This is a genomic window from Okibacterium sp. HSC-33S16 (assembly GCF_024171565.1).
Taxonomy (GTDB): Bacteria; Actinomycetota; Actinomycetes; order Actinomycetales; family Microbacteriaceae; genus Mycetocola_A.
In genome coordinates this window covers 999,431-1,023,835 of sequence record NZ_JALJZZ010000001.1, presented here as the reverse complement: position 1 = coordinate 1,023,835, position 24,405 = coordinate 999,431, and the positions used below count along the sequence as shown (strand labels likewise).

Sequence of the window (24,405 nt, the reverse complement as noted above, 5' to 3'; positions counted from 1 at the left end):
GTCTCTAGAGACGGGCAGCGACGAACTCGGTGAGGTCAACGAGGCGGTTGGAGTAACCCCACTCGTTGTCGTACCAGCTGACGAGCTTGACCTGGTTGCCCATGACGCGGAGCAGACCGGCGTCGAAGATCGACGAGTGCGGGTCGGTGACGATGTCGCTCGAAACGATCTCGTCTTCGGTGTAGAGGAGAATTCCCTTGAGGGGGCCCTCTGCAGCCTTCTTGTATGCGGCCTTGACCTCGTCGACCGTGACCGGACGCGAGGACTCGACGGTGAGGTCGGTGATCGAACCGGTGGGAACCGGTACGCGGAGTGCGAAGCCGTCAAGCTTGCCCTTGAGCTCGGGCAGGACCAGGCCGATGGCCTTTGCTGCACCGGTCGAGGTGGGAACGATGTTGACCGCTGCGGCGCGAGCACGGCGGAGGTCGCTGTGCGGGCCGTCCTGCAGGTTCTGGTCAGCGGTGTAAGCGTGAACCGTGGTCATGAGACCGCGCTCGATGCCGAACTCGTCGTTGAACACCTTGGCGAGCGGCGCGAGGCAGTTCGTGGTGCACGAAGCGTTCGAGATGATGTGGTGGTTCTCGGGGTCGTACAGGTCCTCGTTGACACCCATGACGAAGGTGGCGTCTTCACCCTTGGCCGGAGCCGAGATGAGAACCTTCTTCGCGCCGGCGTCGATGTGCTTTTTCGCATCTGCGGCGTTGGTGAAGAAACCGGTGGACTCGATGACGATGTCGACGCCGAGCTCGCCCCAGGGGAGGTTCGCGGGGTCGCGCTCGGAGAACACCTTGATGGCCTTGCCGTTGACGACGATCTTCTCTTCGTCGAACTCCACGGTGGCGTCGAGACGGCCGGTGATGGAGTCGTACTTCAGCAGGTGGGCAAGTGTCTTGTTGTCGGTGAGGTCGTTGACAGCAACGATCTCAAGGTCGCTGCCCTTGGCAAGCGCTGCGCGGAAGTAGTTACGGCCGATGCGGCCGAACCCGTTAATACCGATCTTTACGGACAAGGATCTCTCCTGTTTCTCGAGCGCCGAAGCGCGTCTCTATTGTGCTGATGGAACGAGGGTAAATGGGCGCCTCCCGGGCCAAGCCCGGGAGGCACGAAAAGTCGGGACTACGAGAGTAGCAGCAGGCCGGTGGTCTGCTCACGAGCAGCGAGGAAGCGCGTCTGGACGTTCTCCCAGTTCGTGATGTTCCAGAACGCCTTGACGTAGTCGGCGCGTACGTTCTTGTAGTCCAGGTAGTACGCGTGCTCCCACACGTCCAACATCAGTAGCGGGATCGTGCCGGCTGCGAAGTTGGACTGCTGGTCGAAGAACTGCTGGATGATGAGGCGCTGACCGATTGAATCCCAGGCGAGGACCGACCAGCCCGAGCCCTGAACGCCGAGTGCCGTCGCTGTGAAGTGGGCACGGAACTTGTCGAACGAACCGAAGAAGTCGTCGATGGCAGCAGCCAGCTCGCCGGTCGGCTTGTCACCACCGTTTGGGGACATGTTCGTCCAGAAGATGGAGTGGTTGACGTGTCCGCCGAGGTTGAAAGCGAGGTCCTTCTCGAGCTTGTTGACGTAAGCGAGGTTGTCGGAATCGCGAGCTTCGGCGAGTTGCGCAAGGGCGGTGTTCGCGCCGGTGACGTAGGTCTGGTGGTGCTTTGAGTGGTGGAGCTCCATGATGGCGCCCGAGATGCTCGGCTCAAGCGCCGAGTAGTCGTATGCGAGTTCAGGGAGGGTGTATTCAGCCATTTATTTTTCTCCTCTTTGTGTGTCGCCTAAGCGCCTGGATACAGTCCGGGCGACAATCTTCAGTCTAGTCAGGTCGCTAACTGGCGTGACCCCGCCGGTCGTTACACCTCGTCATAGTCCGGCGGCAGGTTCGCATCGGTGCCCGGCAGGCCGAGCTCAGTGGCGCGCTTGTCCGCCATGGCAAGCAGCCGACGGATTCTGCCGGCAATCGCGTCCTTGGTCATGGGCGGATCCGCGTAGTGTCCGAGTTCGTCGAGACTGGCCTCGCGGTGGCTGAGTCGGAGCTCCCCCGCGTAACGAAGGTGATCGGGAATGTCATCGGCCAGGATCTCCATGGCTCGTTCGACCCGGGCGCACGCTGCGACTGCCGCCTGCGCGGACCGGCGAAGGTTCGCATCATCGAAGTTAACAAGGCGGTTCGCTGTTGCCCGCACCTCGCGCCGCTGGCGCAGTTCTTCCCATGCCTTCACGGTGCCGTGCGCACCCATGAGGACAAGCATGGCGCTGATGGCCTCGCCGTCGCGAATGACAACGCGGTGTACGCCGCGCACCTCGCGCGCTTTGGCTGGGACGCCCAATCTTCCGGCAGCTCCGACAAGCGCCATGGCGCTCTCGTTACCGGGGCAGGTAATTTCGAGGGCCGCCGACCGACCCGGATCGGTGAGCGAGCCCGCTGCGAGGAATGCACCCCGCCACACCGCGGCGAGTTCTGCCCGTGACCCTGTCGTCAGACGGTTGGGAAGTCCGCGGATGGGGCGACGTCGAGCGTCGAGGAGACCGGTCTGACGGGCTAGCGTTTCGCCGCCGTCGACGACCCGCACGAGGTAATACTCGCCTCGCCGGGAGGTGGACGGGCTGACCGAGGTCACTTCGCTGCGCACACCATACAGCTCGGCCAACGCTTTGCGAACCCGCCGGGCGAGGTGAGGGGTGTCGAGTTCGCTTTCGATCGCGATGCGGCTGGAGATCAGGTGAAGACCTCCACTGAACCGCAGGGTGGATGTGAGCTCGGCGGCGCGCACCGTTGTTTTCTCCTCAACGATGTCGGCCAGTTCTTCTTTGACCTCAGCAGTCAGTGCCAAGCGTGATCCCATCTCATTGGTGTGTGTCGTGTTGTGGTGCGGGAGCGTAGCCCCCGCAAATCTTATTCTTTGCCGAGGTCGCGGTGTTTGACGTTGACGGCAACTCCGGGGAGTTCCTTCAGCTTGTCGGCGAGGACGTTTGCCAGTGCTACCGAGCGGTGCTTGCCGCCGGTGCAGCCAATCGCGAACGTCGCAAAGCGTTTGCTCTCTCGCTGGTATCCGGTGAGGACGGGCGCAAGCGCAGCCGCATAAGCATCCGTGAATTCGAGAGCTCCGGGCTGGCCGAGAACATACTCGCTGACCTCAGGGTCGAGTCCAGTATGCGGCCGTAGCTCGGGAACCCAAAACGGATTGGGCAAGAAGCGTGCATCGGCGATCATGTCGGCGTCGAACGGGGCACCGTACTTAAAACCGAAACTCATGATAGTCAGTTTGACGCCGGGAGTGCCTTCCGCAGCGAACAGATCGGCCACGCTGTTGGCGAGCTGGTGAACATTGAGATCCGACGTGTCGATCACCATGTCGCTCGACTCGCGGATTGTTGAGAGACGGGCCCGTTCGGTTGCGATGCCATCGAGGATGGTGCCACCGCCTTGGAGAGGGTGCGGCCGTCTCACCGCATCGAAACGCCGAACCAGAGCCGAATCGGTGGCATCGAGGAAGAGCACGCGAAGCTTTGTGCCGTCGCGCAGTGACTGGATCATCTGCTGGAGGTCAGTGAAAAAATCACGGCCTCGCACATCGACGACAGCGGCAATCCGCGGCAATGCGCCCTCGGCGCGCCCAGCGAGGTCAACGAGCGGACGCAGCATCTGCGGCGGCAGGTTGTCAACGACATACCAGTCAAGGTCTTCCAGCGCGTTGGCGACCGTCGAGCGGCCTGCGCCGGACATTCCGGTGACAATGAGGACTTCCTGGCTGGGAATCTCTTGCTCTGACACTCTTCACTCTCCGCTTCGCTCGAGCGAACATCGCCGCCGGGCTGGACTCCCTAGCCTACCGACTGTTGGCTCCGGCTCGGCTGGACAGCGTTTCGGCGATCGTCTGCGCGAGGGTTGGTCCGACGCCCTTCACCGCTGCGATGGCGTCGGGAGAGGCCTCGCGCATGGCGGCGACCGATCCGAAGTGCACGAGGAGAGCCTTGACGCGGGCGGGGCCGAGGCCGGGTATCTCGGTGAGCACGCTCGCGATGTCGCGCTTTCGCTTGGTCCGCTGGTAGGTAATGGCGAACCGGTGTGCCTCGTCGCGGACGCGTTGCAGGAGGAATAGGGCTTCGGAGTTTCGCGGCAGGATGACGGGATAGTCGCTGTCTGGGAGCCAGATTTCCTCGAGACGCTTCGCCATTCCGACCAGTTGAATGTCGGTGCGGCCGGACTCCAGCAGCGCTCGCTGCGCAGCCTGAACCTGTGGCTGGCCACCATCGACGATGAGGAGCTGTGGCGGGTAGGCGAACTTCTTTCGCTTCACGTCCTCGGCGACGACGCCGTCTGAGGTGGGATCCGGGGCCTCGGCTCCCTCCTCAGGTTCAGATAGGTAGGCGAGGCGGCGGCTCAGGACCTGATAGATGGAATCGGTGTCGTCGGTCGAGCTCGGGATGCTGAACCGGCGGTAATGGTCCTTCCGGGCGAGGCCGTCTTCGAAGACGACCATGGACGCGACGATGTTGGTCCCCGAAAGGTGAGACACGTCGTAACACTCGATCCGAAGAGGTGCCTGGTTCATCCCGATGGCTTCCTGGATGTCCGTCAGGGCTTGCGAGCGTGCCACAAAATCTGCTGTTCGGCGCATTTTGTACAACTGAAGCGCATTCTTCGCGTTGACGTTCGCGGTCTGCATGAGAGCCGCTTTTTCTCCACGCTGGGCAGTCTTCAGCTTGACCCGTCCCTTGCCGCGGATACCGGCGAGCCAGGTTTCCAGCTCCTCGGCGTCTTCGGGCAGCTCAGGCACGATGACTTCTCTCGGCACCTCAGTCGCGGAACCGTCATACGCACGCTGAAGAATGCTATCCACCAGCTCGCCGGTCGACAGGTCCAGTTCTTTGTCGACTGTCCAGGATCGAACACCGCGGATGCGTCCGCCCCGAACGAGAAACTGTTGGACGGCAGCGGAGAGCTCGTCATGTTCCACGCCGAACAGGTCGGCGTCGACGGAGTCCTTGAGGACGACCGCGCTTTTCTCCAAAACCGCTTCCAAAGCCTGGAGGCGGTCACGATATCTCGCCGCGCTTTCATAATCTTGGGCAGCCGCGGCTGCTTTCATCTTCTTCGTGGCATCCGTCACAAAACGACGGTCGTGACCCGCCATAAAGCTGATGAAATCGTTGACCATGGCGCGGTGCTCTTCCATTGTCACCTTGCCCGAGCACGGCCCCCCGCAGCGGCCGATCTGGCCAGGAAAGCATGGCTTGCCGGATTGCATGGCGCGCTTGTAACTCGAGTCAGAGCACGTGCGGATCGGGAATGCCTTGATCATCAAGTCGATGGTGTCGTGGACGGCCCAGATCTTCGGATATGGCCCGAAGTACCTGGCGCCCTTGATGCGCGGATTACGGGTGACGAGGACTCGGGGTGCGTCGTCGGCCAGCGTGATCGCCATGTACGGGTACGTTTTGTCATCGCGGAACTTGACGTTGAACGGCGGGTCGAACTCCTTGATCCAGGTGTACTCCAACTGGAGAGCTTCGATGTCGCTCCCCACGACCGTCCACTCCACGCTCGACGCTGTTGTCACCATTCGGCGGGTTCGCTCGTGGAGAGTGTGCAGCGGCGCGAAGTAGTTGCTCAGCCGGGCGCGAAGGTTCTTGGCCTTGCCGACATAGAGCACACGTGATGTCTCGTCGCGGAACCTGTAGACGCCGGGGGTCGTCGGAATCTCACCGGGCTTGGGCCGGTAACTGAGGGGTGGTGCCACCCTAACCAGCCTTACGCGCGGGGACCTCTTGGGCTTCGAAGATCTCGTTGAGGTAGAAGCCGGTGTGGCTCTTCTTGACCTTCGCGATCTTCTCTGGAGTGCCGGTGGCGAGGACCTTGCCGCCGCCAGCGCCACCTTCAGGCCCGATGTCGATGATCCAGTCCGCTGACTTGATCATGTCGAGGTTGTGCTCGATCACGATCACCGTGTTGCCCTTGTCGACAAGGCTGTTCAGGACCAGCAGCAGCTTTCGCACGTCTTCGAAGTGCAGACCGGTGGTCGGCTCATCGAGAACATAGGCGCTGCGTCCGTTGGTTCGCTTCTGCAGTTCGGTGGCCAGCTTCACACGCTGCGCCTCACCACCAGAGAGGGTTGTGGCGCTCTGGCCGAGTCGAACATAGCCAAGCCCAACCTCGACCAGCGTCTTCAGGTAACGGTGGATGGAGGTGATGGCCTCAAAGAAGTCGGCCGCTTCCGCGATCGGCATGTCGAGAACCTCGGCGATGTTCTTGCCCTTGTAGTGCACTGCGAGAGTCTCGCGGTTGTACCGCGCTCCCCCACACACTTCGCAAGCGACGTACACGTCGGGAAGGAAGTTCATCTCGATCTTGATCGTGCCGTCACCCGAGCACGCCTCGCAGCGACCGCCCTTGACGTTGAAGCTGAATCGACCAGGAAGATAGCCGCGGGCCTTTGCCTCCGTCGTCTCCGAGAACAGTGTACGAATGCGATCGAACACGCCCGTGTATGTGGCCGGGTTGGATCGCGGAGTGCGTCCGATCGGAGCCTGATCGACGTGAATGACCTTGTCGAGCTGGTCGAGACCGGTCACCCGAGTGTGCTTTCCGGGGACCTTGCGGGCTCCGTTGAGCTTGTTGGCCATGACGCGGTAGAGGATGTCGTTCACGAGCGATGACTTTCCAGACCCGCTCACCCCCGTTACAGCGGTGAAGGTGCCGAGAGGGAAGTCGACGTTGATCTTACGGAGGTTGTTCGCTTCGGCACCGATAACCGAAATGACCCGCTCAGGATCGACCGGTCGACGGGTCTCTGGGATGGCGATCTCTTGGCGCCCGGCCAGGTAATCGCCGGTCAGTGATTCGCGGTTGGTGAGCAGGTCTTCATACGATCCCGAGTGGACCACTCGGCCGCCGTTAACGCCAGCACCCGGTCCGATGTCGACGACCCAGTCCGCCGTGCGAATGGTGTCTTCGTCATGCTCGACAACGATGAGCGTGTTACCGAGATCGCGCAGCGTGACCAGCGTCTCGATCAGTCGACGATTGTCGCGCTGGTGCAGACCGATGCTCGGCTCGTCGAGAACGTAAAGGACGCCGGTCAGGCCGGATCCGATCTGCGTTGCCAACCGGATGCGCTGGGCTTCACCGCCGGAGAGAGACCCGGCCGCGCGCGCCAGGTTCAAATAGTTGAGGCCGACCTGGATGAGGAAGTCGAGCCGCACCTTGATCTCGCGCAGAACCTGCGCTCCGATCTTGGATTCGCGATCCGTCAGATCCATCTGGTCCATGAACGCGCGGGCATCGGTCAGGCTCAGTTCGGCCACGTCGGCGATGTTGGCACCGTGGATGAGAACGGAGAGCACTTCAGGCTTGAGCCGCTTACCGTCACAGACGGGGCACGGAATCTCGCGAAGATATTCACCCCAGCGTGCGCGTTGGACATCAGTTTCGGCCTGGGCGTACTGTCGCTCGATATAGGGCATGACGCCCTCAAAACCAGAGGTGTAGCTAACCTCACGGCCGTAGCGGTTCTTCCACTTGACCTTCACCTTGAAGTTTTCGCCGCGAAGGACTGCTTCCTGGACCTTTTTGCCCAGGTCCTTCCACGGGGTCCGCAGCGAGAAGTCGAGGTCACGGGACAGCCCGTCGAGAAGCTTCTCGTAGTACTGGTAGAGGCCCTTGCCCTGAGTTGTCCACGGGATGATGACACCCTCGTCAATACTGAGGCTGGGATCACCGATGAGAAGATCAGCGTCCACGGACATCCGCGTTCCCAAGCCTGAGCATTCCGGGCACGCGCCAAACGGCGCGTTGAAGCTGAAGGTGCGAGGCTCAATCTCGCTCAGTTGAATGGGGTGATTGTTCGGGCACGACAGCTTTTCGCTGAAGGTACGAACGGAGTCGGGGCCCTCTTCATCGACGAACTTAATCTCTACGAAGCCATCGGTGAGCCGCAAGGCTGTCTCGAGAGAGTCGGTCAGGCGGCTGAGTGCGTCAGGGCCGGCGACGAGCCGGTCGACAACCACCGAGATGTCGTGCTTGTAGGACTTCTTCAGGGTCGGCGGTTCAGACAGCTGAATCTGCTCACCGTCGACAACCGCGCGTGCGTATCCGCTGCTGGCCAGTTCCTTGAAGAGATCGACGAACTCGCCCTTCTTCTGGGATACGACGGGGCTCATAACCATGTAGCGAGTGCCCGTTTCGAGCTCCATGAGCTGGTCCGCGATCTGCTGGACCGTTTGGCGCTGAATGGGCTCTCCGCACTGGGGGCAGTGCGGGACGCCGATGCGCGCCCAGAGCAGACGCATGTAGTCGTAGACCTCAGTGATCGTACCGACCGTCGAGCGTGGGTTTCGGTTCGTTGACTTCTGGTCGATGGATACTGCGGGGCTGAGACCTTCGATGAAGTCCACGTCGGGCCGGTCGACCTGCCCGAGGAACTGTCGGGCATACGCCGACAGGGATTCAACGTATCGGCGCTGTCCCTCGGCGAAGATCGTATCGAAAGCAAGCGACGATTTTCCTGACCCGGAGAGACCCGTGAATACGACGAGAGAGTCGCGCGGGATGTCCAAATCCACATTGTGTAAGTTGTGAACGCGAGCTCCGCGGACACTCAGTTTTGACGTTGAATTTACCTTCGATATCGACACCTCAAAAGTCTACGATGACCCGCTGACATGAAGCTGGATACGGCGGACAATGGGCACCATGGTTGACTTTCGCATGCTGCGCGAACAGATGGTCTCCGAGCAGCTTGTGGCGCGCGGAGTCGCCGATGATCTGGTCCTCAACGCGATGCGGCGCGTGCCACGCGAGGAATTCGTCCGGCCGTCGTCGCGGATGAACGCATACGACGACCACCCGCTCCAGCTCGACCATGGCCAGACGATTTCACAGCCGTACATTGTGGCGCTGACCCTGGAGGCGGCAGCGCTCACGCCAGAGGACGTGCTCCTCGATGTGGGCACCGGGTCGGGATATGCGGCGGCCGTGGCCGCCGAGGTGGTCCGCCGAGTCATCTCGATCGAACGGCACGCAGCCCTGGCCGAGACCGCTCGAGCGGTTCTGAAGCGACTGGGCTACTCCACGGTAGACGTTGTGGTCGGCGACGGCACTCTCGGGTATCCGTCGGAAGCACCATTCGACGCCATCGTCGCCGCGGCGGCCGGACCGAAGATCCCAGCCCCGTGGGTCGAACAATTGCGCGCCAACGGTCGTATTGTGATGCCGGTGGGTGAGCAACGATTTGGCCAGACGCTGATCCGGGCGCTGAAAGACCCCAGTGGCGCCATCCGCCGCCAGACGCTCGGCGCGGTGACATTCGTGCCGCTCATCGGCGAGCACGGTATTTCGGACCGCTAAGCGTCGCCCCTTCTAGAGGTGCCCGGCCTTCTCCATCTGGCGAAGATCACGTTTGAGGTCAGATAGTTCGTCTCGCAGTCGAGCCGCCAACTCAAACTTCAACTCCGCCGCCGCCGTCAACATCTGATCGTTGAGGTCGGCAATGATCGACTCAAGCTGATCGGCGCCCTCCCCCGCAATGCCCTCGCGTTTGAGCCGTGGGGTGGGGCTCTTCTTCCTCGTATCGCGGCCCGCGAGCATCTTTGCGGTGTCCGCACCCTCGCGCGCCAAGACCTCCGTGATGTCGGCGATGCGCTTTCGAAGTGGAGTGGGATCGATGCCGTGCTCGACGTTATAGGCGATCTGCGTTTCCCGGCGACGCGTCGTCTCTTCGATCGCTTTCTTCATCGAATCGGTGAGGACGTCTGCGTACATGTGTACTTCACCTGAGACGTTTCGTGCGGCGCGACCGATCGTCTGGATCAGGGACGTCGAGGAGCGCAGGAAGCCCTCTTTGTCGGCGTCGAGGATAGCGACAAGTGATACCTCGGGGAGGTCAAGTCCTTCTCGAAGCAGGTTGATGCCGACGAGAACGTCGTAGATGCCAGCGCGCAGTTCACTGAGCAGCTCCACGCGACGAAGCGTGTCAACGTCGGAGTGCAGATATCGCACCCGCACGCCCGCCTCCGTGAGAAAGTCGGTCAGTTCTTCGGCCATCTTCTTCGTGAGCGTCGTGACGAGAACACGCTCATCCCGACTGGTCCGGATACGGATCTCCTCCAGGAGGTCATCGATTTGACCGTGGGACGGCTTGACGATGATCTGGGGGTCGACAAGCCCGGTCGGACGGATGATCTGCTCGACGATGCCGTCGGCGATGCCCATTTCGTATCGGCCCGGAGTTGCGGAGAGGTAAACGGTCTGACCCACCCGGTCTTTGAACTCGTTCCACTTCAATGGTCGGTTGTCGAGCGCGCTGGGCAACCGGAATCCGTGTTCAACGAGGGTGCGTTTGCGGGAGGAGTCCCCTTCGTACATGGCTCCGATTTGCGGGACCGTAACGTGAGATTCGTCGATCACGACGAGGAAGTCGTCGGGGAAGTAATCGATGAGACAGTGGGGCGCCTCGCCGGGGCCGCGTCCTTCCATATGCCGTGAGTAGTTTTCGATACCTGAGCAAAATCCAATCTGCTGCATCATCTCGAGGTCGAACGTCGTACGCATGCGGAGTCGCTGTGCCTCAAGCAGCTTTCCCTGGCGCTCCAGCTCGGCGAGCCGTTCAGCCAGTTCCTCTTGGATCGTGCCGATGGCGCGCTGCATGACGTCGGTGCTTGCCACATAGTGTGACCCAGGGAAGATGGACACGTTGTCGAGTTTGCGTACGACGTCGCCTGTGAGGGGGTGCAGTGCGTACAGCCCCTCGACCTCGTCGCCGAACATCTCAATGCGGATGGCGAGTTCTTCGTAGACCGGGATAATCTCAATGGTGTCTCCGCGCACCCGGAAGTTACCGCGCGAGAAATCAACGTCGTTGCGGTTGTACTGCATCGAAATGAACTTGCGAATGAGCCAGTCGCGGTCAACCCGCATACCGACCTGAAGAGCCATCATGGCGTCGAGGTACTGTTCAGGCGTGCCGAGGCCGTAGATGCAGGACACCGTCGAGACCACGACGACGTCGCGCCGTGACAGTAGTGAGTTGGTTGTGGAGTGCCGGAGGCGTTCTACCTCGGCGTTGACCGAGGAGTCTTTCTCAATGAACGTATCCGTTTGAGGGACGTAGGCTTCGGGCTGGTAGTAGTCGTAGTACGACACGAAGTATTCGACGGCGTTATTGGGCATGAGTTCGCGAAACTCGTTTGCCAACTGCGCAGCGAGGGTCTTGTTGTGGGCCAGAACGAGCGTCGGTCGTTGCACTGCTTCGATGAGCCAGGCCGTTGTCGCTGACTTTCCTGTACCGGTCGCACCGAGGAGGACAACGTCGGTCTCCCCCGCATTGATTCGCGCACTGAGTTCGGCGATGGCTTTGGGCTGGTCACCTGAAGGAGAATATTCACTAACGACTTCAAAGGGGTGGACTGCACGGGTTGCCATACTTCGAGTCTAGGCACCGCCACTGACATCGAGGTCCTTGCGGCGTTCGCTTGACTTTCCTGAGAGCGAAACCCACAACTCGTCGACCTGACTCATCGTCTCCGGGAGGCTCCGATCCGTGTCGATGACGACATCGGCCAGCGCGAGTCGTTCATCGTCGGTGGCCTGGGCAGCGATTCGACGGTCCGCTTCCGCCGGGGTCATCCCGCGGATGGATACCAGCCGCTCGTGCCGGGTGTCACGTGAAGCGTGAGCGACGACGATGGTGTCGAAAGAATGGGGAAGCTTGGCTTCGGCAAGCAACGGCACGTCGTAGACAACGACCGCATCCGGGTTCGCTCCGGCCGCCTCGGCGATTTTTTGTTCGGTCAGCGCGCGGACGGCCGGATGAACTATGCCGTTTAGTGTGGCGAGTGCTTCGGCGTCGGAGAACACGATTGCACCCAGAGCCGCGCGGTTCAGCTCGCCATCGCTCGTGAGAACGTCGTCACCGAACGCATCACGGATTGCCGACAGGCCGGAAGTACCAGGCTCAACCACGACCCTCGCCAGTTGATCGGCGTCAATTTGCACGGCACCATGTTCAGCGAGGCGACGGGCGATTGTCGACTTTCCTGAACCGATCCCCCCGGTCAGGCCAACGAGGTACACCATGAATCTGCCCTGGCGATCGCCTAAACGGCGGGAACCAGGTGGCCTTCGAGGTACGCGATGGGAACGGCGCGTGCCTCCTGCAGCAACCAGGTGTCGCCATCGGGCGACTGGTCGAAAGCGAGGCGCTGGAGGGCACGGGACAGCTCGACCGCGACGCTGACGTGGCCCCGCCAGCGGTCGTCAGTGGGGAAATCGAACTGGGCAAGCATCTGAACGACGGCGGAAACATACTCACGCTGGCTGCGGCTGTATTGCTCCTGGCTTTCGTCATCACCGAGAATGCGATACTGCGTGGCTTTGAAACCGGGAATGGTTCGGCGAGCGAGCACCGAGGTGTCCATCATGATGCCGAGCGCCTCTTGCCACGTCTCGGGCTCTTCGTCGAGCAGACGTTCAATGCAGAGGGCAACGAACTGATCCTGCATGTACTGGTACACACCGATCATGAGAGCGATGCGGTCGGGGAAAAATCGGTACACCGTACCGATAGCCATCTCGGCGCGCTTGGCCACTTCAGCGGTTGTGACGCCCGCGTGACCCGATTCGTCGATGATCTGACCGCAGACGCGAAGTATCGACTCGAGGCTCTGCCTGCTGCGTTCCTGCTGCGGGCTGTTTCTCAGTGACTTCTCGGCGGACGTGTCCGTTTCGAGGTACTGCTTCAGGGAGTCAACGTCCACGTCGCACCTTCGAATAGTAATGAATTGTGATGTCGGCAGTCGGCCGCGGCACAACGGTAGCAGTCGATTCCGCTAGGAGGCTGAAGGCGCTCCGGTCATCGGTGCACTGTGGCGGCACAGAAAAAACTGGCCGGCCCCGCTAGCGGAGCCGGCCAGTTCTCGGTGGTGCTTAGGAGTTGCTCGAGAGCTTCTCGCGGAGGGCCGCGAGGGACTCGTCGTCAGCAAGGGTTCCTGCGCCTGCGGTCTCGCTCGAGAACGAGGATCCGCCGGCCGGAGCGGCTGCAGCAGCCTCTTCGACAGCGGCAGATGCGGCAACCTGCTTCTTGTGAGCTTCCCAGCGAGCCTGGGCTGCAGCGTAGTCCTGCTCCCACTTCTCGCGCTGGGTTTCGAAGCCCTCTTTCCACTCGTTGGTCTCGGCGTCGAATCCCTCAGGGTACTTGTAGTTACCCTGCTCGTCGTACTCCGTGAGCATTCCGTAGAGAGCCGGGTCGAACTCGGTGCCCTCGGGGTCGACACCCTCGTTGGCCTGCTTGAGGCTCAGCGAGATGCGGCGACGCTCGAGGTCGATGTCGATGACCTTGACGAAGACCTCGTCGCCAACCGACACAACCTGCTCGGCGAGTTCAACGTGCTTGCCGCTGAGCTCGGAGATGTGAACGAGGCCCTCGATGCCGTCTGCGACGCGAACGAACGCACCGAACGGAACGAGCTTGGTGACCTTACCCGGTGCAACCTGGCCGATGGCGTGGGTGCGGGCGAAGACCTGCCACGGGTCTTCCTGCGTCGCCTTGAGCGACAGGGAGACACGCTCGCGGTCGAGGTCGACCTCGAGGATCTCGACGGTGACCTCCTGGCCAACCTCGACGACCTCAGAGGCGTGCTCGATGTGCTTCCAGCTGAGCTCGGAAACGTGGACGAGGCCGTCGACGCCACCGAGGTCAACGAACGCACCGAAGTTGACGATCGAGGAAACGATGCCCTTACGGACCTGACCCTTCTGGAGGTTGTTCAGGAACGTGGTGCGGCTCTCGGACTGCGTCTGCTCGAGGAGTGCGCGACGCGAAAGCACAACGTTGTTGCGGTTCTTGTCGAGCTCGAGGATCTTGGCCTCGATCTCCTGGCCGAGGTACGGCGTAAGGTCGCGAACACGGCGAAGCTCGATGAGCGAAGCCGGAAGGAAGCCACGGAGTCCGATGTCGACGATAAGTCCACCCTTGACGACCTCGATGACCGAACCGGTCACGACGCCGTCGGTTTCCTTGATCTTCTCAACGTCGCCCCATGCACGCTCATACTGTGCGCGCTTCTTGGAGAGGATGAGGCGGCCTTCTTTATCTTCCTTCTGGAGGACGAGGGCTTCAACCAGGTCGCCGACCTGAACAACTTCGCTCGGGTCAACGTCGTGCTTGATGGAAAGTTCGCGCGAGGGGATGACACCCTCGGTCTTGTAACCGACATCGAGGAGAACCTCGTCGCGGTCGATCTTCACGACAGTGCCTTCGATGAGGTCGCCGTCGTTGAAGAACTTCAGGGTTTTTTCGACCGCGGCCAGGAAGTCTTCAGCCGATCCGATGTCGTTGATAGCGACCTGCTTGGCGGTCGTTGCGGTTGTCATGTAGTAGTTGCTCCAGTAAGGACATATTTCGGGCCGTGCGCGACCTTCGATAATCATGGGATTACCAGAGGTTGTGACCGCGCGCAGCGAACGGATAGAACATCACAAATGTGACATGCCAGTTTACCCGGAAAATGAGCGTCAGAGCAAACGGCGAATCGGCGGATCCGCGCAGCCCGTTCAGCGGGATGGAAGCGAGGAGATGCGATCGGAAATTGCGTCGACGAAGTGGCTGACGGCATCCGTTTCTGTGTTGAGAAAAAGGGCGGGTTCGAACAGCTCGGCTTCGAGCACGAGAGGTTCGCTGGCCTCGTCGTTCACCAGGTCGATGCGGGCGTAGAGCGGCAGCGCGTCGAACTCACTGAGCCCTCGGCCTCGGAGGACGCGCTGCACCCCGTCGATCAGCTGGTCGCCGACGAGACGTTCGGCTGCGGTGGGTGTGATGGCGGCGATCTCTTCGACGTATTCCCCACCGCGGAGTCCGCCGCCGACTGCGAGCAACGGGCCCTTCGAGACGGCGTGCGAGAAGCGTCCGTTGAGGTAGACCAGCGCCCGTTCGCCGTGCTCCTGAACGCTCGGGATGGCCGGTTGCACCATCACGGTCTTACCGATCGCGAGGATGTGCTCGGCCAGTCGCGCTGCGGCAGCGTCGGACCGGTCGAAGAGGCCGGTGTCCTGCGAACCTGCCGATACCGACGGTTTGACGACGACGCGCTCCGCGTCCAGGCCGGCGATGGCTGCATGCACCTCATCGGTGGTCGTGCAGAACACCGTCGGCACGAGCGGAACGTCGGACACGGCTGCGAGGTCACGCAGGTAGGCCTTGTCGATGTTCCACCTGATGAGTTCCGGCGCGTTGAGCACCTGTGTCACCGATGCCACCTTCGCCAGCCAGGTGAGGAACGCGTCAGGCGCGTCGGGGTAATCCCACGGCGATCGAATGATGACGAGCTCGAAGTCGGCCCACGTGATCTCCGGGTCGCCCCAGACCACAATTCGAGGGTGAAATCCGGATGCCGTCAGTCCGGCAACCAGAAACGGCAGGTCGGTATCGACATAGGGTGTCGGTCGCGCATTAGTGACGAGGGCGATGTGTCCTGCACTCATTTTTCGGGCTCGACAGCCGGTCGAGAGCTGTGGCGGGCCGATGGACGGAGGATGGTGGTGAGCGCTTCGCCGAGGTGAGGGTGCGAGAACCGATAGCCGAGTTCGGTCAGCCGTTCGGGGAGCACCCATCTGCTCTTGAGGACGAGCTCGGGCTCCGTGCGGAACACGGCCATGCCGAGTTCGAGCATCCAGCGGAAGGCGGGCAGTCCGATCGGCACGCCGAGGATGCGCCGGATAGTTGTCATGACCGTGCGGTTGTCGCTCGGATTCGGCGAGGAGACATTGAGGACGCCGTCGATGTCCGGCCGGGTGCGCACGAAGTCGATCACGCCGAGAACGTCATCGATGTGCACCCAGCTGAATTTCTGTCGGCCACCGCGGGTGTGGAACTCGTGGAACGTCCCGGCGGCGCGGCGGCGTCGACCTGCGAACCAGTGCCCGTCGAGCTGTGGACCGCCGAGGCCGACCCTGGCAAGCATCACGAGGGGGCTGAGGGCGCTGCCGTCGCCCAGCACAATGGCCATACGCAGCGCCACCCGTCGGGTACCCGGCAGGTCGCCCGCGAAGAACTCGGTCTCCCAGGCCCGGGCGATGCCGACGCTGAAGCCCGTGCCGATCTCGCCGGAGCGCTCGGTCATGGCACGGTCGTCGGCGTGCCGGTAAATCGTGGCGGTCGACGAATTCAGCCACAGTGCCGGCGGAGCGGCACACTCCGCGATGGCGGTCCGCAGCTCACGAGTGGTCTCGACCCGTGAGCGGAGGATCTCGGCACGGTTCTCCGGGGTGTACCGGCAGTTCACACTCCTGCCGGCCAGGTTGACCACCAGGTCCGCGCCGTCGAGCAGCCCGATGAGTGCGGCGGTGTCTCCCCACGTCGCGTCGGCGGAACGGCGCCCGATGGTGCTCACCGTGGCCCCGCGTGCGCGATACCTCTCAACGAGGTACCGACCCAGGAATCCGGACGCGCCGGCGATGACAATGCGATCGGTCACGACTTACTCGGCCAGGAGCGACTGGCGGAGCGTGTCGAGGCCAACGCCGCCGAGGTCGAGGGCGTTCCGGTGGAATTCCTTGATGTCGAACGCGCTCCCCTTCCGCCGCATCGACTCGTCCCGAAGCTGCTCCCAGATCCGCTGGCCGACCTTGTAGGACGGAGCCTGCCCGGGCCAGCCGAGGTACCGGTTGACCTCGAATTTCACGAAGCCGTCGTTCATATTCACGTTGGCGCCCAGGAACTCGAAGGCATCCTCGGCGGTCCAGACGCCCCGGCCGTCGGGGTGCTGCTTGCCGAGGTGCACACCGATGTCGATCACCACTCGAGCGGCACGCATGCGCTGTCCGTCGAGCATGCCCAGCCGATCGGCCGGGTCGTCAAGGTAGCCGAGTTGCTGCATGAGCCGCTCGGCATAGAGCGCCCAGCCTTCAGCATGACCCGAGGTGCCGGCGAGCTGGCGTCTCCAGGTGTTGAGCTTCGCCCGGTTGTAGACCGCCTGGCCGATCTGCAGGTGATGCCCGGGAACACCCTCGTGGTACACCGTCGTGAGTTCGCGCCAGGTGTCGAACTCGGTGACGCCCTCGGGAACTGACCACCACATCCGTCCGGGGCGCGAGAAGTCGTCGGTTGGACCGGTGTAGTAAATTCCGCCCTCCTGGGTCGGCGCAATCATGCACTCGATCGTGCGAATCTCATCGGGGATATCGAAGTGCGATCGACCGAGCTCCTCGACGGCACGGTCGCTCGTTTCCTGCATCCACCGCTGCAGCGCATCGGTTCCGTGCAGCTTCCGGCTGGCGTCGCCGTCGAGAAACGCGATCGCTTCCTCGACACTCGCGCCCGGTGCGATCTCCCGAGCGATGGATTCCTGCTCGTTCACCATTCGGCGCAGTTCGTCGATGCCCCACTCATAGGTTTCGTCGAGGTCGATGGTGGCACCGAGGAACCGACGTGACTGCAGCGCATAGATGTCGCGGCCGACGGCATCCGCTTCGGTGGCCACCGGCAGAAGTTCGTGCGCCAGGAAATCGGTCAGCGAGTGGTAGGCGACGGCCGCCTGGCCGGCGTTGTGGTTGAGGTCGGAGGCGAGCGATGCCGGGAGCTGACCGTCTGCGGGTCCGGCGTCCGCGGCCAGCTGGGCGAAGAAGCCGTCGGGTGCGCTGTACCGTTTCGTCTGCTGAACCACCTCGCGCACCTGCCGCCGTGCCGGGGTGATGCCTCGCGAGACACCGGAGCGCAGGGTCTCGATGTAACCGGCGACCGCCTCGGGCAGGGCCTTCAACCGGGAGGAGATATTCGCCCAGTCATGCACCGTTGCGGTGGGCATGATGTCAAAAATTTCACGGATGCCCTGGGCTGGCGAAGCGATGACGTTGAGGTCTCGCAGGTGGAGACCGGCGTCGGCGCTTTCGAGGTCGAGCGTCAACTCGGTGCGCAGATCAGTGCGCGTGACACGATCGACGTCGTCGACCGGCTCGGTGGCGTCGAGTGCAGCGATGACGGCGCGTGCTTCGCTCACGAACCGTTCGTGCCCCGCCGGGGAGAAGTCGCCGAAACGGTCGTTGACCTCGTCGCGGCCGATGTATGTGCCGACCAGGGGGTCGATGTCGACGAGCGTGTCAACCCAGCTCTCGGCAATGGCATCAATCGGTGTCGGCGTGCGCTGCGGTTCAGTCATGACTGCGAGCCTACGACAGAGCCGCCCCGCGGGCGCAGACAGTTGTTGTCACGGCGGCGGGGCGGGCGTTATCTAGTGTGCTGCAGCGTCCCAGTTGTGGCCGCGACCGACCTGGACGTCGAGCGGCACCACGAGGTCGGCGGCCGTCGCCATGCGCGAGCGCACGATCGTTTCCAGTGCGTCCCACTCCCCCGTCGTCACCTCGAAGATGAGCTCATCGTGCACCTGCATGAGCATGCGGCTCGACAGCTTCTGATCGGTGATGTCCTGCTCGATGTTGACCATGGCGATCTTCATGATGTCGGCCGCTGAGCCCTGGATCGGCGCATTGAGCGCTGCGCGCTGTGCATTGTCTCGCAGCACCCGGTTCGGGCTCTTAAGGTCGGGGAACGGACGGCGCCTGCCGAAGATCGTGGTGGTGTACCCGTCTTCGACGGCCTGCTCGACGACGTTGCGGAGGTAATCGCGCACCGCGCCGAAGCGCTCAAAATACCCGGCCATGAGCTTCTTGGCCTCGGACGATTCGATGCGCAACTGCTTGGACAGCCCGAACGCGCTGAGCCCGTAGGCGAGACCGTACGACATTGCCTTCACCTTGGTGCGCATTTCGTTCGTGACGTCTTCGGGTTCAACCGAGAAGACTCGAGAACCGACGAACCGGTGCAGGTCTTCGCCGCTGTTGAACGCTTCGATGAGTCCAGGGTCGCCGGAGAGGTGCGCCATGATGCGCATCTCGATTTGCGAGTAGTCGGCAGTGAGCAGTGTCTCGTAGCCCTCACCGGCCTGGAAGGCGGCACGGATGCGTCGGCCTTCTTCGGTGCGGACCGGAATGTTCTGCAGGTTGGGGTCGGTGGATGAGATCCGCCCCGTTGTGGTTCCGGTCTGCACGTAGCTGGTGTGTACGCGGCCGTCAGGACCGATGGCTTTGTCGACCGTTTCGACAATCTGACGCAACTTGGAGGCGTCGCGGTGTTCAAGCAGATACCCGAGGAACGGGTGCGGATTCGAGGCCTGCAGGTCAGCGAGAGCGCCGGCATCCGTCGAATAACCGGTTTTGTTTGCCCGGGTCTTGGGCATATGGAGTTCGTTGAACAGCACCTCCTGGAGCTGCTTGGGCGACCCCAGGTTTACCTCGTGACCGATGATCTCGTAGGCCTTGCTGGCCAGGTCGGCTGCCCGGGCGGCGAGTTGGCCAGAGAGCTCGGCGAGTTGCTCGTGGCTGACCGTGACACCGCGTAGTTCGATGTCGACGAGCGTGCGCAGGGTCGGCATTTCGATGTCGCGGAGAACCCCGAGCGAGCCCTCATCGAGTGCCTCGGTCAGAGGGGCGACGAGACGCAGCGTGTACCAGGCCTCAAACGGGGCGGTCGCGGGGTCGTCGAGGGCGAGCTGGTTGGGGTCTGACGTGGGAACGGCCTCATCCAGGTATCGCGAGACCAGGTCGGCCAGGGTCTTCTCGGTCCCGCTCGGGCGCAGCAGCCACCCGGCGATGTGGGTGTCGAAGACGATGCCGTCAAAGGCGAGGCCAGCCGTGGTGAGCGCCTTGAGCTGCTTCTTCGAGTCGGTCATCACCTTGGGAGCGTCGCTGGCGAGCCACGCCTCGAACGGCGCGTAGTCAGCACGGCCCGGCTGCCAGGCGAGCGTGACAGTCTCGGTCGGCGTCGCGATGCCAGCTGCGACGGGTTTGCCGTCGAACACGTCGAACGCCAGGCCGAGTCCCCCGGGGTTTGCTGCGACCGCGCGGGCCAGCCAGGCGCCGAGCTCTTCGTCAAGCAGCTGCTGGGGTACGGGGATCTTTTCGGCTCCAGCGCGAACCGAGGGCACACCGGTGCTCTCCTCGTCGAGCCCTTCGGCCTTGAGGAGCCGGTCGAGCATGGTGCGGAACTCAAGCCGGGCGAAGATCTCGCGAACGGCTTCCTCGTCGATCGGTCGCTTCTTCAGCGACTCGACAGTGACCGGAAGCTCGACGTCGGTGAGCAGTCGGTTGAGCTTGCGGTTGCGCACCGCGTTGTCCTTGTGCTCGCGCAGGCTCTCGCCCACCTTGCCGGTGATCTTGTCGGCGTTCTCGAGAATGGCGTCGAGGCTGCCGAACTGGTTGAGCCACTTGACCGCGGTCTTCTCGCCGACCTTGGGGATGCCGGGGAGGTTGTCGCTCGTCTCACCGACGAGGGCGGCAACTTCGGGGTACTGGTGCGGCTGGATACCGTAGCGGTCCATCACTTTGGCCGCGTCGTACCGGGTCAGGTCGGAGACGCCCATGCGGGACGGGTAGAGCAGGGTGACGTCGTCATTCACCAGCTGGATGGTGTCGCGGTCACCGGAGACGACGAGAACGCGGTAACCCTGTTCGCGTCCCTGGACGCTGAGCGTCGCCAGGATGTCATCTGCCTCGTAGTCTTCGATCGAGATGGTCGTGACGTTCATGGCCGCCAGGACGTCCTGTAGCAGCGGCACCTGCCCGATGAATTCGGACGGCGTCTCACCGCGGGTGCCCTTGTAGTCGGGGTACTCACGCGTGCGGAAACTGAATCGCGAGATATCGAAGGCGACCGCAATGTGGGTCGGCTTGTGGTCTCGAATGAGGTTGATGAACATGGCCAGGAAGCCATGAATCGCATTGGTGTGTTGACCGTCTTTGGTGGAGAAACTGTCGACAGGGAGCGCGTAAAACGCCCGGAATGCGAGGGAATGACCGTCAATGACGAGGAGGGTAGGCTTTTCGTTGTCCGACACCCTCCCAGCCTACAAGCGACGGCTGACAGCCGATTGCGGCGGTGGATTCCGACGACGAGCAAAGGCGACGATGACCGACACGACAGAGAACGCACTCGAGTATGTCCTGCAGCGCGGCGGCGGCGCGCTTGCGGCGAAGATGGGCATCGAGTTCACCGAGTTCACGATCGACCGGGCCGTCGCCACGATGCCCGTCGAAGGAAATACCCAACCGGCCATGCTGCTGCACGGCGGTGCGTACGTGGTGCTGGGTGAGTCGCTCGGGTCGATGTCGGCGAACCTCTGGGCAGGCCCCGGCAAGCTCGCGGTCGGCGTCGACATCAATGCCACCCACACCCGCTCAGCGACCTCCGGTGTTGTGACCGGCGTGTGCACACCGATCCACCTGGGCCGATCGATGACCGTTCACGAGATCGCGGTCAGTGATGAACAGGGTCGACGGTGTTCGACCATTCGGATCACGAACCTGATCAAGGACGCACCGGCCAGCTGACGGCATCCGTTATCACTGTTCTCATAACAAAGGGCGGGCCGGAAAACCGGCCCGCCCTTCGTCTCGGTCGTGCGCTACTTCTTCGCTGTGAGCTGCTCGACGATCGCCTGAGCGACATCGTGCATGGTCAGGCGGCGGTCCATGGATGCCTTCTGGATCCAGCGGAAAGCTTCCGGCTCCGTAAGGCCCATCTTTTCGTTGAGCAGGCCCTTGGCCCGGTCGACGAGCTTGCGCGTCTCGAAACGCTCGACCATGTCGGCGACTTCGGCTTCGAGGGTGATGATCTGCTGGTAACGGCTGAGCGCGATCTCGATCGCGGGCAGCAGGTCGTTCGGTGTGAACGGTTTGACGACGTAGGCGAGCGCACCTGCTTCACTTGCGCGCTCAACGAGCTCTTTCTGGCTAAAGGCGGTGAGCAGAACGACGGGAGCGATCTGGGCCTTGTGCAGGCGCTCAGCTGCGGAGATACCGTCGAGCTGGGGCATCTTGACGTCCATGATGACGAGGTCGGGGCGGAGCTCCATCGCGAGTGCGACAGCGGTCTCGCCGTCACCTGCTTCGCCGACAACTTCAAAGCCGTTGTCTCGAAGGATTTCGACGATGTCGAGGCGAATCAGCGATTCGTCTTCTGCTACGACGACACGTCGCGGGGCTGGGGTTGATGCTTCTTGCTCGGTCACGGCTTAATCCTACGGTAATCTTGGGGACGTTGTTGTGCGCCGGTGTGGCGGAATGGCAGACGCGGAGCACTCAAAATGCTTTGTTCGAAAGGACGTGTGGGTTCGAGTCCCACCACCGGCACAACGTACTGACCCCTCTCCTTCCCCGTCATAACGCGGAAGGAGAGGGGTCTTTGTCGTTGTGCGCCCCATTCGACCGATGTGGCTGTGGCAGGCACGGTGAGTGGCACAGGCCCCAGAGGAGTCGCAGGCTCCCCAGAGCAGCGCCTGTGACGTAGCTCACCTCGCTGTGGGCCGTTTCGACTCCGCACCGCGATTCGCCGGAGGGAATCGGCCGAGCAGCGAGCAACTTGTTGCGCGTGTTCGAGACCGGTTTTCACGGTGCGATGCCATGAATCCGGTGTACTCGCAAGAGGCGCGGCGGGAGTGGCGAGCCGGTTGGTCGCGCCGCGATAATGCTCACTATGAATGACTCCCCCGCACACGGCCCGGACTCCGCCCACCAACGCCCGGACGGCCTCACCGATGCGACGGTGACGGCCCTGGGGAAGCTGTCGGAGGCGCTCGAGGTTGTCGAGCACGCTCGTGGTCTGCTCTATGGCTTCCACCGGTTGACGGGAACCGCCGATCTCGCGCTGGGTGAGGCCGTTGACTTATTCCGCGACGCAGGCCACAACGACATCGCCGATTCGCTCGAGCGCGACATCGTCGGCCGTAATGTCATCGAGGGGCGCTGGACGTTCCAGATCGTCGAGGACTACGACGACAACTACTACACCGCAGTCAAGGACGCGGAACGGCAGGCACGCTCCCAGCTGGCCGAGGGCAAACGTCACCTGTTTGAGGCGGAAATGAAGGAAGATCGCCGGACCCATGGCCGACGACACCACGAAGCCCAGCCGGGAGCCGATCTGTGAAACGTCACGGACGGCATCCGCTCATCGTCTCTCTATAGTCCATCAGAATAAAAATGTTCAGGGGTTGATCGTGGTGATTTCGGTCGCTTAGCTGCTGGTATGGAACGCATTTACTATGCGACTGATTCGCTGCTGACCGGGACTGACATTGCGCGCGCTTTGGTGCTCTACGCGGAAGCGCTCGCGAAGGCCGGGTCCTCCGCGTCTGTGGACATTCCCACGCGGCGTGAGGACGGGAGCGTGGGGCATGCGATGTTTCTCGTCGGCCCTGCGAGCCAATTGGTCTCAGAGTCAGAAGACAGCGAGTACCCCGAACTGACTAATGGCGAACTGGTGGATAAGCTCCGCACCGCGACCCTGCTGCTCGGGGACGCGCACCCGCAGTCGTCGGACTCCGACATTTTGCCCGGTGACGGTGACCTGCTCGACTTCCCGGAGCGGCCGTGACCGGTCGGCGTCAGACGTCCTGACTGAGCCGCTCGACACGTTCTCGCGCTCGGGACACCGCACGCTCGGCAACGTCCGAGTCGTGTCTGGCGTCCTCCAGGGTCGTGTTGAGCGCGTCTCTTTCTGCTGACCGCGTGGCCAGCTCCTCCTCGACAGCGGCGAGTTGTGCTTTGAGGTCGCGTCGTTCCGCGGTGAGACGGTCAACCTCCGGCTTCACATCCTTGAGCTGTTTTCGCACCGTCTCAATAGTGTCGAGGGCGTTGTCGGCACGATCTTCAGCGTCCGTGAGCTTTCGGCGGGCCTCGTCGAGGTCACGCTCCGCAGCTGTCGTATCGACCGCACGCAACTTCGGCTTGCTCGTTCTCTTGGCTGCCCGCGGTGCGGCTGACGTGCTGACCGCGAGAGCATCGCTCAGATCGACAGGCTCAACGCCGTTCGATGTCAGACCGCGCACGAGGACTCCGGTCAGCACGGCGTCGGCTGCGTCGGAGTCGGCGAGCGCCGCCTGCAGCGTCTGCTCAAGCTCGTGGAGTGCCGCAGCGCTGGGTTTCGTTCCCGCTTTGTCGCCCAGGTCGCTCCCCAGCCGAGAGATCGATGCGATCAGTTGCTGTCGCGTGCGGCCCAGCGTGCGCAGCTCGTTCGGATCTCGCTTGTGTTCTGCCGATCGCAGTGCTTCGCCCACCGAGACAAGCTCGTCGACCTCATCCCGGCGTTGGGTAACCAGCAGGTTGGCCAGCCATGCCCCGGTCGACGGCTTGGGCAGTTTCCCGATCTCGCGGGCCAGCTCCTTCTCCCCCGCATCCTTCGCTGCAGCAACCGCAGCCGCCCGGGCCCGAACGAACCCAGCGAGCGGCGATGTGTACAGCTCGGACGCCACAGACTCGAGGTTCATCCCGTCAGAATATCGGTCCGGCATGATCGAATCGCTGGCTGGCAACCTCCCGAGGGGCCAGTACTGGGGGGAGGACAGAACGACGGGCGTGAGTCAAGATGG

20 protein-coding genes and 1 tRNA gene are annotated in these 24,405 nt (G+C 62.6%); 5 read left to right on the top strand and 16 right to left on the bottom strand.

What is annotated here, in order from left to right:
• Positions 1-4: 4 nt before the first annotated feature.
• From gap to uvrA, 6 genes are all read right to left on the bottom strand, one after another.
• Positions 5-1,009 carry a type I glyceraldehyde-3-phosphate dehydrogenase gene (gap, locus tag L1277_RS04965; protein WP_253375209.1) on the bottom strand — a complete coding sequence of 335 codons (1,005 nt, stop codon included), beginning with the start codon at positions 1,007-1,009 and terminating at the stop codon, positions 5-7.
• 107 nt (positions 1,010-1,116) lie between these two features.
• A complete protein-coding gene (locus L1277_RS04960) occupies positions 1,117-1,743 on the bottom strand; it encodes a superoxide dismutase (RefSeq protein ID WP_253375208.1) in 627 nt (208 codons plus the stop codon).
• 101 nt (positions 1,744-1,844) lie between these two features.
• Positions 1,845-2,825: a DNA-binding protein WhiA gene (gene whiA, locus L1277_RS04955; protein WP_253375207.1), complete on the bottom strand. Its 981-nt coding sequence runs from the start codon at positions 2,823-2,825 to the stop codon at positions 1,845-1,847.
• Positions 2,826-2,887: 62 nt separating this feature from the next.
• Positions 2,888-3,766: an RNase adapter RapZ gene (rapZ, locus tag L1277_RS04950; RefSeq protein WP_308215077.1), complete on the bottom strand. Its 879-nt coding sequence runs from the start codon at positions 3,764-3,766 to the stop codon at positions 2,888-2,890.
• A gap of 55 nt (positions 3,767-3,821) precedes the next feature.
• Positions 3,822-5,735, bottom strand: coding sequence for an excinuclease ABC subunit UvrC (gene uvrC / locus L1277_RS04945; RefSeq protein ID WP_253375206.1), 1,914 nt, complete (start codon positions 5,733-5,735; stop codon positions 3,822-3,824).
• 1 nt (position 5,736) lies between these two features.
• Entirely contained in the window at positions 5,737-8,628 is a 2,892-nt protein-coding gene (gene uvrA, locus L1277_RS04940; protein ID WP_253375205.1) for an excinuclease ABC subunit UvrA, read from the bottom strand.
• A gap of 58 nt (positions 8,629-8,686) precedes the next feature.
• Between uvrA and L1277_RS04935 the strand changes: the two genes are divergently transcribed.
• Positions 8,687-9,340 carry a protein-L-isoaspartate(D-aspartate) O-methyltransferase gene (locus L1277_RS04935; protein WP_253375204.1) on the top strand — a complete coding sequence of 218 codons (654 nt, stop codon included), beginning with the start codon at positions 8,687-8,689 and terminating at the stop codon, positions 9,338-9,340.
• Between the two features lie 12 nt (positions 9,341-9,352).
• Here L1277_RS04935 and uvrB read toward each other — a convergent pair whose 3' ends face one another.
• The 8 genes from uvrB to polA form a co-directional block, all read right to left on the bottom strand.
• Positions 9,353-11,413, bottom strand: a complete 2,061-nt coding sequence (uvrB, locus tag L1277_RS04930) for an excinuclease ABC subunit UvrB (protein ID WP_253375203.1) — start codon at positions 11,411-11,413, stop codon at positions 9,353-9,355.
• A gap of 9 nt (positions 11,414-11,422) precedes the next feature.
• Entirely contained in the window at positions 11,423-12,064 is a 642-nt protein-coding gene (coaE, locus tag L1277_RS04925; protein WP_253375287.1) for a dephospho-CoA kinase, read from the bottom strand.
• A 23-nt stretch (positions 12,065-12,087) separates the two neighbouring features.
• The gene (locus tag L1277_RS04920) at positions 12,088-12,747 is read right to left on the bottom strand and encodes a TetR/AcrR family transcriptional regulator (RefSeq protein WP_253375202.1); all 660 of its coding nucleotides are present in this window, start codon (positions 12,745-12,747) and stop codon (positions 12,088-12,090) included.
• 169 nt (positions 12,748-12,916) lie between these two features.
• Positions 12,917-14,362, bottom strand: a complete 1,446-nt coding sequence (rpsA, locus tag L1277_RS04915; protein WP_253375201.1) for a 30S ribosomal protein S1 — start codon at positions 14,360-14,362, stop codon at positions 12,917-12,919.
• 180 nt (positions 14,363-14,542) lie between these two features.
• Complete coding sequence (locus L1277_RS04910; protein ID WP_253375200.1) at positions 14,543-15,469, bottom strand: RimK family alpha-L-glutamate ligase; 927 nt, start codon at positions 15,467-15,469, stop codon at positions 14,543-14,545.
• Positions 15,466-16,461, bottom strand: a complete 996-nt coding sequence (locus L1277_RS04905; protein ID WP_253375199.1) for an epimerase — start codon at positions 16,459-16,461, stop codon at positions 15,466-15,468. The genes L1277_RS04910 and L1277_RS04905 overlap by 4 nt, the downstream gene beginning before the upstream one ends.
• Before the next feature lie 3 nt (positions 16,462-16,464).
• Positions 16,465-18,141: a DUF885 domain-containing protein gene (locus L1277_RS04900; RefSeq protein ID WP_253375198.1), complete on the bottom strand. Its 1,677-nt coding sequence runs from the start codon at positions 18,139-18,141 to the stop codon at positions 16,465-16,467.
• 72 nt (positions 18,142-18,213) lie between these two features.
• Entirely contained in the window at positions 18,214-20,874 is a 2,661-nt protein-coding gene (gene polA, locus L1277_RS04895) for a DNA polymerase I (RefSeq protein ID WP_253375197.1), read from the bottom strand.
• A gap of 70 nt (positions 20,875-20,944) precedes the next feature.
• Here polA and L1277_RS04890 point away from each other — a divergent pair, with 70 nt between their 5' ends.
• Positions 20,945-21,367, top strand: coding sequence for a hotdog fold thioesterase (locus tag L1277_RS04890; protein ID WP_253375196.1), 423 nt, complete (start codon positions 20,945-20,947; stop codon positions 21,365-21,367).
• Between the two features lie 74 nt (positions 21,368-21,441).
• Here L1277_RS04890 and L1277_RS04885 read toward each other — a convergent pair whose 3' ends face one another.
• Entirely contained in the window at positions 21,442-22,047 is a 606-nt protein-coding gene (locus tag L1277_RS04885) for an ANTAR domain-containing response regulator (protein ID WP_253375195.1), read from the bottom strand.
• Positions 22,048-22,085: 38 nt separating this feature from the next.
• Between L1277_RS04885 and L1277_RS04880 the strand changes: the two genes are divergently transcribed.
• From L1277_RS04880 to L1277_RS04870, 3 genes are all read left to right on the top strand, one after another.
• Positions 22,086-22,168 (top strand) — tRNA-Leu (locus L1277_RS04880).
• 343 nt (positions 22,169-22,511) lie between these two features.
• Positions 22,512-22,964 (top strand): hypothetical protein, encoded by a 453-nt coding sequence (locus L1277_RS04875; protein ID WP_253375194.1) that lies wholly within the window; start codon positions 22,512-22,514, stop codon positions 22,962-22,964.
• Between the two features lie 99 nt (positions 22,965-23,063).
• Positions 23,064-23,411 (top strand): hypothetical protein, encoded by a 348-nt coding sequence (locus L1277_RS04870; RefSeq protein WP_253375193.1) that lies wholly within the window; start codon positions 23,064-23,066, stop codon positions 23,409-23,411.
• A 10-nt stretch (positions 23,412-23,421) separates the two neighbouring features.
• Here the strand turns inward: L1277_RS04870 and L1277_RS04865 are convergent, their stop codons facing one another.
• Complete coding sequence (locus tag L1277_RS04865) at positions 23,422-24,303, bottom strand: hypothetical protein (protein WP_253375192.1); 882 nt, start codon at positions 24,301-24,303, stop codon at positions 23,422-23,424.
• Positions 24,304-24,405: the final 102 nt, after the last annotated feature.